This window comes from Streptomyces sp. AM6-12 (assembly GCF_044327085.1).
In the GTDB taxonomy this organism is placed as follows: domain Bacteria; phylum Actinomycetota; class Actinomycetes; order Streptomycetales; family Streptomycetaceae; genus Streptomyces.
In genome coordinates, this window is record NZ_JBIQWN010000001.1 from 6,029,623 (window position 1) to 6,045,555 (window position 15,933).

The window sequence follows — 15,933 nt, forward strand, 5'->3', positions numbered from 1 at the left end:
GGACCGGACGGCGGTGGTCACGGGCGCGCTGGTCTCGGCGACCGTCAACCCGGCAGGTGCCGATTCGTCCTGCCGGACGATTCCGGCCCGTGATCGCCCGGCGGGGCTGCCGGTCGCCGGGTCCGCGCCGGGCACCGCGACCTCGCCCGCGTCCCGTGGCCGGTTGCCCTGGGAAACCTCCACCGCGGTGCCCTTGCCCGCGCCAGCGGGCCCGAGCAGGCCGAACACCCCGCCGCGCCGGACGCCGTGCCGGAGGCCGAGGTCCAGGCCGCCCGCCGTGGTCACGTCCCGGTACCGCTCGCGCGGCCCCGTACGTTCACCGCGAATTCGTTCGCGTGTGCTGTCATGGCCTTGATGTTCCGGCCAAAACCGTGCGGTCCGTGACCACCGGGCGGACTTTCTTATGTCCATCGAACGGTGGACACACACAGGGGTGCGGCACAATGGCCGGTGCCCGAAGATGGTCCAACTCTCAAGTGACGGAATCGGCGTGATGAGCAAGACGACAGTCAACGACGTCTCCGCGGTGTCCGGCCCCGACCGCGCCGCCGACGGCCGCTCGGTGGGCGGCAGCCGCGCCTTCGCCCTGCTCCTGGTCATCACCGGCGCGGCCGGACTGCTGGCCGCCTGGGTGATCACGCTCGACAAGTTCAAGATCCTTGAGTACAAGGTCGCGGGCAAGACCTTCACCCCCGGTTGCAGCATGAACCCGGTGGTCTCCTGCGGCAGCGTGATGGAGAGCAAACAGGCCGCCGCCTTCGGCTTCCCCAACCCGATGCTCGGCCTGGTCTGCTACGGCATCGTGATCTGCGTCGGCATGAGCCTGCTGGCCCACGCCCGCTTCCCGCGCTGGTACTGGCTGACCTTCAACTTCGGCTGCCTCTTCGGCGTCTGCTTCGTCACCTGGCTCCAGTTCGAGTCCCTCTACCGGATCAACGCGCTGTGCCTGTGGTGCTCGCTGGCCTGGGTCGCCACGATCACCATGTTCTGGTACGTCACCTCGTTCAACGTCCGCAACGCCTTCCTGCCCGCCCCGCGCTGGCTGCGCTCCTTCTTCGGCGAGTTCGCCTGGGTGCTGCCGGTCACCCACTGCGGCATCATCGCCATGCTGATCCTGACCCGCTGGGGCAGCGCCCTCTGGGCCTGACCCGGCCCGCCCACCGCCTTCGGCCCGGTCCCGGCAAGGGGCCGGGCCGCATTGTCAGTGCCGTGTCTTAGGGTTTCAGCGTGGAACCCGACCTCTTCACCGCCGCAGCCGAGGAACGCCAGGAGAAGGACCCGGCGGCCAGTCCCCTGGCGGTGCGCATGCGCCCGCGCACCCTGGACGAGGTCGTGGGCCAGCAGCACCTGCTCAGGCCCGGCTCGCCGCTGCGCCGCCTGGTCGGCGAGGGCTCCGGCGGCCCCGCCGGACCGTCCTCGGTGATCCTGTGGGGCCCTCCCGGCACCGGCAAGACTACCCTCGCGTACGTGGTCTCCAAGGCCACCAACAAGCGCTTCGTGGAGCTGTCCGCGATCACCGCGGGCGTCAAGGAGGTGCGCGCGGTCATCGACGGCGCCCGCCGCGCCACCGGCGGCTTCGGCACCGAGACCGTCCTCTTCCTGGACGAGATCCACCGCTTCAGCAAGGCCCAGCAGGACTCCCTGCTCCCCGCGGTCGAGAACCGCTGGGTGACCCTGATCGCGGCCACCACCGAGAACCCCTACTTCTCGGTAATCTCCCCGCTGCTGTCCCGCTCCCTGCTGCTCACCCTCGAACCCCTCACCGACGACGACATCCGCGGCCTGCTCCGTCGCGCCCTGACCGCCGAGCGCGGCCTGAAGGGCGCGGTCACCCTCCCCGAGGACACCGAGGAGCACCTGCTGCGCATCGCGGGCGGCGACGCCCGGCGCGCCCTGACCGCCCTGGAGGCCGCCGCCGGCGCCGCCCTCGACCAAGGCGAGAGCGAGGTCTCCCTGGCCACGCTGGAGCAGACCGTGGACCGGGCGGCGGTGAAGTACGACCGCGACGGCGACCAGCACTACGACGTCGCCAGCGCCCTCATCAAGTCCATCCGCGGCTCCGACGTGGACGCCGCCCTGCACTACCTCGCCCGCATGATCGAGGCCGGCGAGGACCCCCGGTTCATCGCCCGGCGGCTGATGATCTCCGCCAGCGAGGACATCGGCTTGGCCGACCCGAACGCGCTGCCCATCGCGGTCGCCGCCGCCCAGGCCGTCGCCATGATCGGCTTCCCCGAGGCGGCCCTCACCCTCAGCCACGCCACCATCGCCCTCGCGCTCGCTCCCAAGTCCAACTCCGCGACGACCGCGATAGGCGCCGCCCTGGAGGACGTCCGCAAGGGCCTGGCCGGCGCCGTCCCGCCGCATCTGCGCGACAGCCACTACAAGGGCGCCGCCAAACTCGGCCACGCGCAGGGCTATGTCTATCCGCACGACCTGCCCGAGGGCATCGCCGAGCAGCAGTACGCCCCGGACGTGATCAAGGACCGCGAGTACTACGCGCCGACCCGGCACGGCGCCGAGGCGCGCTACGCGGACGCGGTCGACTGGACCCGCAAGCACCTCGGTCGCAGGCGGTCCTGAGCAGCCTGTAGACTGCTGCGAAGCGCCCAGTCCCGTGCCGTCAGAGCGGGACAGCGGGCCGGAGACCCCGTCCTCCGGGACGGACTCCAGGAGCGTCGCGCACCGTCGAACGGTGTCGCGGGCAGCCCACCACCACCCGGAGTTCCGGAGCGGTCGGTGGGCCACTCGCGTGCTGCACGTATGTGCCCAGACCAGGGAAGCGGCTGCCCAGCGGGTCCCCAGCGGACCGGCGGGTCTTCCCGGCTGCGGATGCGACCTCCCGAAACATCTGGCAAGCCGAACACTACGAAACGAGATTGAGACAGTGGCGAACCAGTCCCGCCCCAAGGTCAAGAAGTCGCGTGCCCTCGGTATCGCGCTGACCCCGAAGGCCGTCAAGTACTTCGAGGCCCGCCCCTACCCGCCGGGTGAGCACGGCCGCGGCCGCAAGCAGAACTCGGACTACAAGGTCCGTCTGCTGGAGAAGCAGCGCCTGCGCGCGCAGTACGACGTGTCCGAGCGCCAGCTCGTCCGCGCCTACGAGCGTGCCTCCAAGGTTCAGGGCAAGACCGGTGAGGCCCTGATCATCGAGCTGGAGCGCCGCCTCGACGCGCTGGTCCTGCGTTCGGGCCTGGCCCGCACGATCTACCAGGCCCGCCAGATGGTCGTCCACGGCCACATCCAGGTCAACGGCCAGAAGGTCGACAAGCCGTCCTTCCGTGTCCGTCCGGACGACGTCGTGCAGGTCCGCGACCGCTCCAAGGACAAGACGCTGTTCCAGATCGCCCGTGAGGGTGGCTTCGCCGCGGACGGCGAGACCCCGCGCTACCTCCAGGTGAACCTCAAGGCCCTGGCGTTCCGCCTGGACCGCGAGCCGAACCGCAAGGAGATCCCGGTGATCTGCGACGAGCAGCTCGTCGTCGAGTACTACGCCCGCTGATCCCAGCCCCGGCGCAGCACCGCACTCCGGCCCGCCGTCTCCCGCCCGCGAGGGCAGGGGGCGGCGGGTACGCGTTTTCCGGGCCCGCGCGCCGCGCGAGGCGTCCAGGGCGCGCCGCGCACCCCTCCCACCGGCGCTGCCGGACCTACCTGCCCTTCCCCGCCTCGCGGCCCCCGCCCGTCCGCACCGCGTCCCGCCGTCCCGCCCCGCGCGGAGCCGGCACCGCGGCCGCGGCCCGTGCCCCCGGCGCGCCCAGCGCCCGGCGCACCGCCGCCTCCCGGTCCAGACGCCCGCCGCGCCGGGCGCACTCCTCGTACCGGACATCGCCGAGCGCGCCGCGGGCGGCCGACTCGCACTGCGCGTGCGGCGCGTTGTAGTGCGCCGAACCGAACAGGGGCAGCCCCACCGAGGGCCACAGCCGGGCGGCCGCGCCCTGGAGGACGGCCGCCTCGGCGTGATCGCCCTCGGTCGCCGTCACCAGCGCGAGCAGTTCCAGGGCCAGGACCGAGCCGAGCAGATCGTCGAAGGCGTGCGCGTGGCCCAGGCACTCGGTCAGCAGCTCCCGCGTCCGCGCCGGGGCGCCCTCCCGCCAGGCCGCGTACGCCAGGACGTACAGCGCGTACGACCGCGCCCAGCGCTCCCCGTGCTCCTCGCACACCCGGCGCACGTCCTCGCACAGTCCCACCGCCTCCGGCAGATCCCCCTGGAAGGCGCGCGCCATCGCCAGCTCGACCCGCCCCATCAGCACATTGCTGTTCAGCTCGCCCAGCTCCCGGTAGCGCGCCAGCGCCGAGCGCAGCAGCGTTTCTGCACGCGGCAGATCGTCCGTGACCAGCGCCAGACAGCCGGTGCGGTGCTCCGCGTACGCCAGCGCCAGCGCGTCCCCCGACCGCCGCGCCCGCTCCCGGCACCCGCGCAGCACCCGGAGCGCCGGCCCGCTGTCGCCCTGGAGCACCGCCACATAGCCGAGCACCCACAGCGCCTTCAGCCGGGACCGCTCGTAACCCGACTCCAGCGCCAGGCTCCGCTCCAGCCAGCGCCGCCCCTCCGCCAGCCGCCCGCAGCCCACCCAGCAGAACCACAGCGACCCCGCCAGGTACTGCCCCAGATGCGCCTCCGCGGGCTCGGTGAGGCAGAACTCCAGCGCGGCCCGCAGGCTGGGCAGCTCCACCGCCACCCGCGCGGCCACCTCCCGCTGCTGGGGTGAGAACCACTCCAGCTCGCACCAGGTCGCCAGGCCCAGGTACCAGTCCCGGTGCCGCCGCCGCAGCCGCGCCGCGTCCCCGGTCGCTTCCAGCCAGTCGGCGCCGTAGGCCCGCACGGTGTCCAGCATCCGGTAGCGCGCACCCGCCCCGGTCTCCTCGCGGGCGATCACCGACTGGGCCAGCAGCTCCGAGAGCACGTCCAGGATGTCCGCCTCGGGGAGCCCGTCCCCGCTGCACACGTATTCGACCGCCTCCAGGTCGAAGCTCCCCGCGAACACCGTCAGCCGCGCCCACAGCAGCCGCTCGGGTCCGGTGCACAGCTCATGGCTCCAGCCGATCGCCGTGCGCAGCGTCCGGTGCCGCGGCGGCACACCGCGCCCGCCGCCGGTCAGCAGCCGGAACCGGTCGTCGAGGCGGTCCAGCAACTGCGCGGGGGACAGGGCCCGCAGTCGCCCCGCCGCCAGCTCCAGCGCCAGCGGGATGCCGTCCAGCCGGCGGCACAGCTCCCGCACCTCGGGGCCGTCGGACACCGTGATCCCGTGCTCCCCGGCCCGCTCGACGAGCAGCTCGGCCGCCTCGTCCGCGCCGAGCGGCGCCAGCGGGAACAGCCGCTCGCCCGCGAGGCCCAGCGGGCGCCGGCCCACCGCCAGCACCCGCAGCTCGGGCAGCCCGCGCAGCAGGTGCGCGACCAGCTCGGCGGTGGCCGCCACCAGATGCTCGAACCCGTCGAGGACCAGCAGCAGCGGGCGTGCGGCCAGTTGCTCCGGCACCGTCTCGCGCGGCGGCCGGGTGGTGTGGTCGGTCAGCCCGAGGGCCTCCGCCACCGCGTACTCCACGAACTCCCCGTCGTGCACGGACGCCAGCTCCACCCAGCCGTACGCGGTCTCCCAGCCGGCGACGACGCGCGCGGCCAGCCGGGACTTGCCCACTCCGCCGGCCCCGGTCACCGTCACCAGGCGGGCCGACCGCAGCGCCGCGGCGAGCTCCGCCGCCTGCGCCGTCCGTCCGACGAATCCGGTCAGTTCAAGGGGCGGCTCGCCATCGGCGAAAGGTTCTGGGCACTGAGGACCTCGCATGGGACACGGAGCGTACTGAACCGTGTTCATTCCGTACAATCGCTTCCTGTAACTCCACCGTTTCCGCCGGTAATCCGGTACGGAGCGTCCGCCCCGGCGCGATAGGCTCGGGACACGACTTTTCCGATGCTCAGGCACGTTTCAGGGAGCGGGTGCGCACAGTGTCCGGTGGCGAGGTGGCCGGAATCCTGGTGGCCGTCTTCTGGGCGATCCTGGTCTCCTTCCTCGCGGTGGCTCTCGCGAGGGTGGCCCAGACGCTCAAGGCGACCACCAAGCTCGTGGCGGACGTGACCGACCAGGCCGTCCCGCTGCTCGCGGACGCCTCCCAGGCGGTGCGCTCCGCGCAGACCCAGATCGACCGGGTCGACGCGATCGCCAGCGACGTCCAGGAGGTCACCTCCAACGCCTCCGCCCTGTCCACCACCGTCGCCTCCACCTTCGGCGGCCCGCTGGTCAAGGTCGCGGCCTTCGGCTACGGCGTCCGCAGGGCGCTCGGCGGCCGCAAGGAGGAGGACGTGGCCGGGACATCGGACCGGCGTACCGTGATCGTGGGCCGCACGGTCCCCGCCGCACGACGCAAGCGCAACCTCCGCGGGAAGAGGGACTGAGAGCGAGCCATGTTCCGTCGTACCTTCTGGTTCACCACCGGTGTCGCCGCCGGCGTCTGGGCCACCACCAAGGTCAACCGCAAGCTGAGGCAGCTGACCCCCGAAAGCCTGGCCGCCACCGCGGCCAACAAGGCCCTGGAGACCGGGCAGCGCCTGAAGGACCGCGCGGTCGGCTTCGCGCTCGACGTCCGCGACAACATGGCCCAGCGGGAGGACGAACTCCAGGAGGCCCTCGGCATCCAGGGCGACGCGCTCCCCGCCCCCCGGCGGCTCACCGCCATCGAGTACGCACCGAACACCAACCGCACCAACCCGAAGTACATCGAATCCCCGATGCACTCGTACAACCGGAATGAGGACCACTGATGGAGTCGGCCGAGATTCGCCGCCGCTGGCTGAGCTTCTTCGAGGAGCGCGGGCACACCGTCGTCCCTTCGGCGTCGCTCATCGCGGACGACCCGACTCTGCTCCTCGTCCCCGCCGGCATGGTGCCCTTCAAGCCCTACTTCCTGGGTGAGGTCAAGCCGCCCTTCCAGCGCGCCACCAGCGTGCAGAAGTGCGTGCGCACCCCCGACATCGAAGAGGTCGGCAAGACCACCCGCCACGGCACGTTCTTCCAGATGTGCGGCAACTTCTCCTTCGGCGACTACTTCAAGGAAGGCGCCATCAAGTACGCCTGGGAGCTGCTCACCAGCGACCGGGACAAGGGCGGTTACGGCCTCGACCCCGAGCGCCTGTGGATCACCGTCTACCAGGACGACGACGAGGCCGAGCAGATCTGGCACGAGGTCGTCGGCGTGCCCAAGGAGCGCATCCAGCGCCTGGGCAAGAAGGACAACTTCTGGTCCATGGGCGTCCCCGGCCCCTGCGGACCCTGCTCCGAGATCAACTACGACCGCGGCCCCGAGTTCGGCGCCGAGGGCGGCCCGGCCGTCAACGACGAGCGGTACGTGGAGATCTGGAACCTCGTCTTCATGCAGTACGAGCGGGGCGAGGGCACCGGCAAGGACGACTTCGAGATCCTCGGTGACCTGCCCAGCAAGAACATCGACACCGGCCTCGGCCTCGAACGTCTCGCCATGATCCTTCAGGGCGTGCAGAACATGTACGAGATCGACACCTCGATGGCCGTCATCGAGAAGGCCACCGAGCTGACCGGCGTCCGCTACGGCGACGCCCACGACTCGGACGTCTCCCTGCGCGTGGTCACCGACCACATGCGCACCTCCGTGATGCTCATCGGCGACGGCGTCACTCCGGGCAACGAGGGCCGCGGCTACGTGCTGCGCCGCATCATGCGCCGCGCCATCCGCAACATGCGGCTCCTGGGCGCCACGGGTCCGGTCGTCAAGGACCTGATCGACACCGTGATCGCCATGATGGGTCAGCAGTACCCGGAGCTGCTCACCGACCGCGAGCGCATCGAGAAGGTCGCCCTCGCCGAGGAGAACGCCTTCCTGAAGACGCTGAAGGCCGGCACCAACATCCTGGACACCGCCGTCACCGAGACCAAGCAGTCCGGTGGCCGCGTCCTGTCCGGGGAGAAGGCCTTCCTGCTCCACGACACCTGGGGCTTCCCGATCGACCTCACCCTGGAGATGGCCGCCGAGCAGGGCCTGTCCGTGGACGAGGAGGGCTTCCGCCGCCTGATGAAGGAGCAGCGGGAGCGCGCCAAGGCCGACGCCCAGGCCAAGAAGACCGGCCACGCCGATCTCGGTGCCTACCGTGAGATCGCCGACAGCGCCGGTGCCACCGACTTCATCGGCTACACCGACACCGAGGGCGAGTCCATCATCGTGGGCCTGCTGGTCGACGGCGTCTCCTCCCCGGCCGCCTCCGAGGGCGACGAGGTCGAGGTCGTCCTGGACCGCACCCCGTTCTACGCCGAGGGCGGCGGCCAGATCGGCGACACCGGCCGGATCAGGGTCGACTCCGGTGCCGTGATCGAGATCCGCGACTGCCAGAAGCCGGTTCCGGGTGTCTATGTGCACAAGGGCGTCGTCCAGGTCGGCGAGGTGACGGTCGGCGCCAAGGCCCACGCCGCCATCGACAACCGCCGCCGCAAGGCCATCGCCCGCGCCCACTCGGCCACCCACCTCACCCACCAGGCCCTGCGCGACGCCCTCGGCCCGACGGCCGCCCAGGCCGGTTCCGAGAACCAGCCCGGCCGCTTCCGCTTCGACTTCGGCTCGCCGTCCGCCGTGCCGACGGCCGTGATGACCGACGTCGAGCAGAAGATCAACGAGGTCCTCGCCCGCGATCTCGACGTGCACGCCGAGGTCATGGGCATCGACCAGGCCAAGAAGCAGGGCGCCATCGCCGAGTTCGGCGAGAAGTACGGCGAGCGGGTCCGGGTGGTGACCATCGGCGACTTCTCCAAGGAGCTGTGCGGCGGCACCCATGTGCACAACACCGCCCAGCTGGGCCTGGTGAAGCTGCTCGGCGAGTCCTCCATCGGCTCCGGTGTGCGCCGTATCGAAGCCCTGGTCGGCGTGGACGCCTACAACTTCCTCGCCCGTGAGCACACGGTCGTCAACCAGCTGACCGAACTGCTCAAGGGCCGCTCCGAGGAACTGCCGGAGAAGGTCTCCGCCATGCTAGGCAAGCTGAAGGACGCCGAGAAGGAGATCGAGAAGTTCCGCGCCGAGAAGGTGCTCCAGGCCGCCGGCGGTCTCGCCGACTCGGCCAAGGACGTGCGGGGCATCGCCCTGGTCACCGGGCAAGTGCCGGACGGCACCACGCCGGACGACCTGCGCAAGCTGGTCCTCGACGTGCGCGGCCGTATCCAGGGCGGCCGGCCCGCCGTGGTCGCCCTGTTCACGGTGAACAACGGCAAGCCGCTGACGGTCATCGCCACCAACGAGGCCGCCCGCGAGCGCGGTCTGAAGGCCGGCGACCTGGTGCGCACGGCCGCCAAGACCCTCGGCGGCGGCGGTGGCGGCAAGCCGGACGTGGCCCAGGGCGGCGGTCAGAACCCGGCCGCCGTCGGCGAGGCCGTCGAGGCCGTCGAGCGTCTCGTCGCCGAGACCGCCAAGTGACAGTGGCCGAGACCGCCAAGTGATAGCCGAGTAAGGAAACGGTCGGAAATGCGCAGAGGACGTCGGCTTTCGATCGACGTCGGGGACGCCCGGATCGGGGTCGCCTCGTGCGACCCCGATGGGATCCTCGCCACACCGGTGGAGACGGTCCCCGGCCGGGACATCCCCGCCGCCCACCGCCGGTTGCGTCAACTGGTGGCGGAGTATGAGCCGATCGAGGTAGTCGTAGGTCTCCCCCGCTCCCTCAAGGGGGGCGAGGGCCCGGCCGCCGTCAAGGTCCGCGCGTTCACCCAGGAACTCGCCAAGGGCATCAAGCCGGTGCCGGTCCGCCTCGTGGACGAGCGGATGACGACCGTGACGGCCACCCAGGGTCTGCGGGCCTCGGGCGTGAAGTCCAAGAAGGGCCGGGCCGTCATCGATCAGGCCGCCGCTGTGATCATCCTCCAGCAGGCACTCGAATCCGAACGGGTGTCAGGTAAGCCACCCGGCGAGGGCGTCGAAGTGGTCATCTGATCGCGATACGGTAACGTTCCGCGCGATGCGGCGGCGTTCGAATAGCCGCCGCACAGCAAGAGGCGGAGCGGAAGCCGGCCCCCGGCCGCGTGACCGTCGGCCTCGCGGCTCTAGGGGATCGATGACCGAGTATGGCCGGGGCCCGGGCTCCGAACCGTGGCATCCGCAGGACCCGTTGTACGGGGACGGCGGATGGGAAGGGCAGCAGGCGTACGCCGCGCACCAGGCTGCCTACGGCGGCCCGTCGCAGCAGCAGTACCCGCAGCAGCCGCAGCAGTACGGCGGTGACTGGTCGCAGAACCGGCAGCACGGGTACGACGGTCAGCAGTATTCGGACTACGGCAACCAGGGTCATCCCCAGTTCGACCCCCAGTACCAGGGCCAGTACCCGCAGCAGCCGGAGCACCCCGGTCACCAGGGCTCCGGTCACCAGGGCGGCTGGGACGCGACCGGCACCCACGGCCAGGTGCCCTACGCGGCCGACCCCGGCGACCCCTACGGGCAGCAGCCCGTGGCGTACGGGGCCGAGCAGCCCGACCTCTACGGCACCGAGGACGCCTACCCGCCGCCGGAGCCCCCCGGCCGCAGACGCCCCGAGGCCGAACCCGAGCCGGACGCGCCCGCCGGTGACCAGGAGGAGCACGCCTTCTTCGCGGGCGGCGCCGATGATGACGAGGACGGCGAGGAGCACGAGCGGGCCGGCCGCCGGGAGCGGCGCGGTGGCAAGGTCCGGAAACCCGTCAAGAGCAAGAAACGGCGCACCGGCTGCGCCTGCATGGTCGTCGTCCTGGTCTTCGGCGGCGGCCTCGGCGGAGTCGGCTACTACGGCTACAAGTTCTACCAAAATCGTTTCGCCCCGGCCCCGGACTACGCGGGCGACGGCATCGGCGAGCCGGTGACCGTGGAGATCCCCAAGGGCGCCGGCGGCTGGGACATCGGGCGGCGGCTGAAGGAAGCCGGTGTCGTCAAGAGCGCCGAGGCCTTCGTGCACGCCCAGGGCACCACACCGGGTGGCGACTCGATCCAGGCGGGCGCCTATCTCCTGAAGAAGGAGATGTCCGCCGCGAGCGCGGTGCGGATGATGCTGGACCCGAAGAGTCAGAACAATGTGGTCGTGACGCCGGGCGAGCGCAATGCCGGTGTCTACCAGAACATCGACAAGAAACTCGAACTGGCCTCCGGAACGACCCAGAAGGTCGCCGCGAAGGAATACCGGACCTTCGGCCTGCCGGCCTGGGTGTCGACGAACAGCAATATCAAGGACCCGCTGGAAGGCTTCCTCTTCCCGGGCAGCTACGCGGCCGCCAAGGGTATGAAGCCGGACGCGATCCTCAAGCAGATGGTGGCCCAGGCCAAGGAGCGGTACGCCGCCTACGGCCTGGACGCGAAGGCCAAGTCGCTCGGCCTGCACGACGCGTTCGAGCTGGTCACGGTCGCGAGCCTGGTCCAGGCCGAGGGCAAGACGCACGAGGACTTCCGCAAGATGGCCGAGGTGGTCTACAACCGCCTGAAGCCCACCAACACCGAGACGAATCAGCTCCTCCAGTTCGACTCGACGTACAACTACGCCAAGGGCACCAGCAATATCCATATCTCCGAGAAGGAGATCAACAGTAACCAGAGCCCGTACAACACGTACACCCACAAGGGCCTGCCGCCCGGTCCGATCGGAAACCCCGGCGAAGACGCGCTCAAGGCGGCGCTGAATCCGACCCACGACGGCTGGATCTATTTCGTGGCGACCGACGGTACGACGAATACCGAATTCGCCAAGACATACGAAGAATTCAAGCAGCTCAAGGACAAGTTCAATGCCACCTCGGGCAACTGACGCCCGCCGGGCCGCCGTGCTCGGAAAGCCCATCGCCCACTCGCTCTCCCCGGTGCTGCACCGGGCCGCCTACGCCGAACTCGGGCTCACCGGCTGGTCGTACGACCGGTTCGAGGTCGACGAGGCGGCCCTGCCCGGCTTCTTCGAGAAGCTCGGGCCCGAGTGGGCGGGGCTGTCGCTGACCATGCCGCTGAAGCGGGCGGTCATCGAGCTGCTGGACGAGGTCAGCGAGACCGCCGCCTCGGTGGACGCGGTCAACACCGTCGTGTTCGACGCGGACGGCCGCACACGCGGGGACAACACCGACGTCCCCGGCATGGTGGCCGCGCTGCGCGAACACGGCATCGAACAGGTCGAGTCCGCCGCGATCCTCGGCGCCGGCGCCACCGCCTCCTCCGCCCTCGCCGCCCTGTCCCGCGTCTGCACTGGGGAGATCGTCGCCTATGTGCGCAGCGAGCCCCGCGCCGCCGAGATGCGCCAGTGGGGCCGCCGCCTGGACGTGGACGTCCGTACGGCCGACTGGTCGGACGCCGCCGAGGCCCTGCGCGCCCCGCTGGTGATCGCCACCACCCCGGCCGGCACCACCGACGCCCTCGCCGCCGCCGTGCCCGAGCGCCCCGTCACCCTCTTCGACGTGCTCTACGAGCCCTGGCCCACCGAGCTGGCGGCCCGCTGGTCCATGTACGGCGGGGCCGTGGTCGGCGGGCTCGACCTGCTGGTCCACCAGGCCGTCCTCCAGGTCGAGCAGATGACGGGACGCGCCCCCGCGCCGCTGGAGGCCATGCGCCGGGCCGGGGAAGCGGCGCTCGCCGCCCGCTGAGCCGCCGTACCGGCACCCGCCGGCCGGACCTGCCGTGCCCGCCGGTCGGGCCGCGCCGTGCCCGCCGGCCGGACCTGCCGTGCCCGCCGGTCGGGCCGCGCCGTGCCCGCCGGCCGGACCTGCCGTGCCCGCCGGTCGGGCCGCGCCGTGCCCGCTGGCCGGGCCTGCCGTGCCCGCCGGTCGGTCCGCGCCGCGCCGCGCCGGTCGGTCCGCCCCGCGTCCGGCTGTCGGCCCGCGCCGCGCCCGTCGGCCGGGCCTGCCCCGACCGTCGGTCGGCCCGCGCCGCGTTCGCCGGTCGGCCTCCGCCGCGTCCGTCGGCCGTCCACCGTTCCGTCCGCTTGCTGGACCGGACACCGGACACCCGCCCCGGACGTGGGAGGATCGGACATGGCGGGCCGGGGTCGCGCATCCGGTCACGCCGTCGGCGTCCGCACGAACGCGTGGGCCGGGCAGTACCGGGCGCGAACACTGAGGAGCACCGTTGAGCAGGCTGCGTTGGCTGACCGCGGGGGAGTCCCACGGTCCCGCACTTGTGGCGACGCTGGAGGGCCTTCCCGCCGGCGTACCGATCACCACGGAGATGGTGGCGGACCACCTCGCGCGGCGGCGGCTCGGCTATGGCCGCGGTGCGCGGATGAAGTTCGAGCGGGACGAGGTCACCTTTCTGGGTGGCGTCCGGCACGGACTGACCCTCGGCTCGCCGGTCGCGATCATGGTCGGCAACACCGAGTGGCCGAAGTGGGAGCAGGTCATGGCGGCCGATCCGGTCGACGCCGAGATCCTCGACGGGCTCGCCCGCAACGCGCCGCTGACCCGGCCCCGGCCCGGCCACGCCGACCTGGCGGGCATGCAGAAGTACGGCTTCGACGAGGCCCGCCCGATCCTGGAGCGCGCCTCCGCCCGCGAGACGGCCGCGCGGGTGGCGCTGGGCGCGGTGGCCCGGTCGTACCTGAAGGAGACGGCCGGGATCGAGATCGTCTCCCACGTGGTCGAGCTGTGCTCGGTGAAGGCCCCGGCCGGGGTGTACCCGACGCCGGCCGATGTGGAGAAGCTGGACGCGGGCCCGCTGCGCTGCCTGGACGCGGACGCGTCGAGGGCGATGGTCGAGGAGGTCGACCGGGCCCACAAGGACGGCGACACGCTGGGCGGTGTGGTCGAGGTGCTGGCCTACGGCGTGCCGGTCGGTCTGGGCTCGCATGTGCACTGGGACCGCAAGCTGGACGCGCGGCTCGCCGGTGCCCTGATGGGCATCCAGGCGATCAAGGGCGTGGAGATCGGTGACGGCTTCGAGCTGGCGCGGGTGCCGGGCTCGCAGGCGCACGACGAGATCGTGGGCACTCCGGAGGGCATCCGGCGGGTCTCCGGCCGCGCGGGCGGCACCGAGGGTGGTCTGTCCACCGGTGAGCTGCTGCGGGTGCGGGCCGCGATGAAGCCGATCGCCACGGTGCCGCGCGCGCTGCGCACCGTGGACGTGACCACCGGCGAGGCCGCGCAGGCCCACCACCAGCGCTCCGACGTCTCCGCGGTGCCGGCCGCGGGCATCGTGGCCGAGGCGATGGTCGCGCTGGTGCTGGCCGACGCGGTCGCGGAGAAGTTCGGCGGCGACTCGGTGGCCGAGACCCGCCGGAACGTGCGGTCGTACCTCGACAACCTGCGGATCCGATGAGCGGGCCGCGTCTGGTCCTCGTCGGCCCGATGGGCGTCGGCAAGTCCACCGTGGGCCGGCTGCTGGCCGAGCGGCTGGGCACCGGCTACCGGGACACCGACGACGACATCGTGGCCACCGAGGGCCGGGAGATCTCCGCGATCTTCGTGGACGAGGGCGAGGAGCACTTCCGGGCGCTGGAGAAGGCGGCCGTGGCCACCGCGCTCGCCGACCACGAGGGCGTCCTCGCGCTCGGCGGTGGCGCGGTCCTCGACGCGGACACCCGCGCCCTGCTCGCCGGGCACCCGGTGGTCTACCTCTCCATGGACGTGGAGGAGGCGGTGCGGCGCACCGGTCTGAACGTGGCCCGCCCGCTGCTCGCGGTCAATCCGCGCAAGCAGTGGCGCGAGCTGATGGAGGCGCGGCGCCACTTGTACGAGGAGGTCGCCACCGCCGTCGTACCGACGGACGGCCGCACCCCCGAAGAGGTCGCGCAAGCGGCGCTGGACGCAGTGGAGTTGAAGAAGGCATGAGCGAGGCAGTCACCCGGATCCAGGTCGCGGGCACCGCGGGCACCGACCCGTACGAGGTGCTGGTCGGCCGCCAACTCCTGGGCGAACTGGCCGGGTTGATCGGCCCCAAGGCCAAGCGGGTGGCCGTGGTCCACCCCGAGGCGCTGGCCGAGACCGGGGACGCGCTCCGCGCCGACCTGGCCGAGCAGGGCTACGAGGCGATCGCCATCCAGGTGCCCAACGCCGAGGAGGCAAAGACGGCCGAGGTCGCCGCCTACTGCTGGAAGGCGCTCGGCCAGTCCCACTTCACCCGTACCGATGTCATCGTCGGCGTGGGCGGCGGCGCGACCACCGACCTCGCCGGGTTCGTGGCCGCGACCTGGCTGCGCGGGGTGCGCTGGATCGCCGTACCGACCACCGTGCTCGCCATGGTGGACGCGGCGGTCGGCGGCAAGACCGGCATCAACACCGCCGAGGGCAAGAACCTGGTGGGCGCCTTCCACCCGCCGGCCGGCGTGCTGTGCGACCTGGCCGCACTGGACTCTCTGCCGGTCAACGACTACGTCTCCGGGCTCGCCGAGATCATCAAGGCCGGCTTCATCGCCGACCCGGTGATCCTCGACCTGATCGAGGCCGACCCCGGGGCCGCGCGCGGTCCGCAGGGCCCGCACACGGCCGAGTTGATCGAACGCTCGATCCGGGTGAAGGCCGAGGTCGTCTCCTCGGACCTGAAGGAGTCCGGCCGCCGCGAGATCCTCAACTACGGCCACACGCTCGGCCACGCCATCGAGAAGAACGAGCGCTACAAGTGGCGGCACGGCGCCGCGGTCGCGGTTGGCATGCACTTCGCCGCCGAACTCGGCCGCCTCGCGGGCCGGCTGGACGACGCGACGGCCGACCGCCACCGCGCGATCCTCGAATCCGTCGGCCTGCCGCTGCACTACCGCTACGACCAGTGGCCCAAGCTGGTCGAGAACATGAAGGTCGACAAGAAGTCCCGCGGCGATCTGCTGCGCTTCATCGTCCTGGACGGGCTGGCCAAGCCGACCGTCCTGGAGGGCCCCGACCCGGCCGTCCTGCTGGCCGCCTACGGGGAAGTCGGCGAGTAGCCCCGCCGTTCTCGCAGGCCGCGCCATCTTTCCCGGCGCACCGGGCACTTCGGGCCGCCCCCGGCCGTTTCACC

At 71.8% G+C, this 15,933-nt stretch carries 13 protein-coding genes and 1 pseudogene; 12 read left to right on the top strand and 2 right to left on the bottom strand.

All coding sequences use genetic code 11. The annotated features are described in order from the left end of the window. Positions 1–63: 63 nt before the first annotated feature. A pseudogene (locus ACE4Q9_RS27490) lies at positions 64–600 on the bottom strand (hypothetical protein); the annotation flags it as partial. On the opposite strand from ACE4Q9_RS27490, the gene ACE4Q9_RS27495 reads away from it, so the two are divergent. The 3 genes from ACE4Q9_RS27495 (at position 494) to rpsD (ending at position 3,502) form a co-directional block, all read left to right on the top strand. Then, positions 494–1,147 carry a vitamin K epoxide reductase family protein gene (locus ACE4Q9_RS27495; RefSeq protein ID WP_397986903.1) on the top strand — a complete coding sequence of 218 codons (654 nt, stop codon included), beginning with the start codon at positions 494–496 and terminating at the stop codon, positions 1,145–1,147. The pseudogene ACE4Q9_RS27490 and the gene ACE4Q9_RS27495 overlap by 107 nt on opposite strands. A gap of 80 nt (positions 1,148–1,227) precedes the next feature. Then, the gene (locus ACE4Q9_RS27500) at positions 1,228–2,583 is read left to right on the top strand and encodes a replication-associated recombination protein A (RefSeq protein ID WP_397986904.1); all 1,356 of its coding nucleotides are present in this window, start codon (positions 1,228–1,230) and stop codon (positions 2,581–2,583) included. Between the two features lie 304 nt (positions 2,584–2,887). Beyond that, positions 2,888–3,502 carry a 30S ribosomal protein S4 gene (rpsD, locus tag ACE4Q9_RS27505; protein WP_366668402.1) on the top strand — a complete coding sequence of 205 codons (615 nt, stop codon included), beginning with the start codon at positions 2,888–2,890 and terminating at the stop codon, positions 3,500–3,502. A 145-nt stretch (positions 3,503–3,647) separates the two neighbouring features. Here the strand turns inward: rpsD and ACE4Q9_RS27510 are convergent, their stop codons facing one another. Further along, the gene (locus tag ACE4Q9_RS27510) at positions 3,648–5,783 is read right to left on the bottom strand and encodes an ATP-binding protein (RefSeq protein WP_397986905.1); all 2,136 of its coding nucleotides are present in this window, start codon (positions 5,781–5,783) and stop codon (positions 3,648–3,650) included. Between the two features lie 161 nt (positions 5,784–5,944). Between ACE4Q9_RS27510 and ACE4Q9_RS27515 the strand changes: the two genes are divergently transcribed. The 9 genes from ACE4Q9_RS27515 (at position 5,945) to aroB (ending at position 15,859) form a co-directional block, all read left to right on the top strand. After that, positions 5,945–6,391: a DUF948 domain-containing protein gene (locus ACE4Q9_RS27515; RefSeq protein WP_397987347.1), complete on the top strand. Its 447-nt coding sequence runs from the start codon at positions 5,945–5,947 to the stop codon at positions 6,389–6,391. A gap of 9 nt (positions 6,392–6,400) precedes the next feature. After that, positions 6,401–6,757 (top strand): hypothetical protein, encoded by a 357-nt coding sequence (locus ACE4Q9_RS27520; protein ID WP_397986906.1) that lies wholly within the window; start codon positions 6,401–6,403, stop codon positions 6,755–6,757. Beyond that, positions 6,757–9,429 (top strand): alanine--tRNA ligase, encoded by a 2,673-nt coding sequence (gene alaS, locus ACE4Q9_RS27525; protein WP_397986907.1) that lies wholly within the window; start codon positions 6,757–6,759, stop codon positions 9,427–9,429. The genes ACE4Q9_RS27520 and alaS overlap by 1 nt, the downstream gene beginning before the upstream one ends. A gap of 48 nt (positions 9,430–9,477) precedes the next feature. Further along, on the top strand, positions 9,478–9,942 hold the full coding sequence (ruvX, locus tag ACE4Q9_RS27530; RefSeq protein ID WP_397986908.1) for a Holliday junction resolvase RuvX: 465 nt from the start codon (positions 9,478–9,480) through the stop codon (positions 9,940–9,942). Between the two features lie 121 nt (positions 9,943–10,063). Next, positions 10,064–11,773 carry an endolytic transglycosylase MltG gene (gene mltG / locus ACE4Q9_RS27535; RefSeq protein ID WP_397986909.1) on the top strand — a complete coding sequence of 570 codons (1,710 nt, stop codon included), beginning with the start codon at positions 10,064–10,066 and terminating at the stop codon, positions 11,771–11,773. Beyond that, positions 11,754–12,593 (top strand): shikimate dehydrogenase, encoded by an 840-nt coding sequence (locus ACE4Q9_RS27540; protein WP_397986910.1) that lies wholly within the window; start codon positions 11,754–11,756, stop codon positions 12,591–12,593. Before mltG ends, ACE4Q9_RS27540 begins: the two co-directional genes overlap by 20 nt. Positions 12,594–13,074: 481 nt before the next feature. After that, positions 13,075–14,259 carry a chorismate synthase gene (gene aroC / locus ACE4Q9_RS27545; protein WP_397986911.1) on the top strand — a complete coding sequence of 395 codons (1,185 nt, stop codon included), beginning with the start codon at positions 13,075–13,077 and terminating at the stop codon, positions 14,257–14,259. Continuing rightward, positions 14,256–14,771, top strand: a complete 516-nt coding sequence (locus tag ACE4Q9_RS27550) for a shikimate kinase (protein WP_397986912.1) — start codon at positions 14,256–14,258, stop codon at positions 14,769–14,771. Before aroC ends, ACE4Q9_RS27550 begins: the two co-directional genes overlap by 4 nt. Continuing rightward, positions 14,768–15,859, top strand: coding sequence for a 3-dehydroquinate synthase (gene aroB, locus ACE4Q9_RS27555; protein ID WP_397986913.1), 1,092 nt, complete (start codon positions 14,768–14,770; stop codon positions 15,857–15,859). The genes ACE4Q9_RS27550 and aroB overlap by 4 nt, the downstream gene beginning before the upstream one ends. The last annotated feature ends 74 nt before the right edge of the window (positions 15,860–15,933 follow it).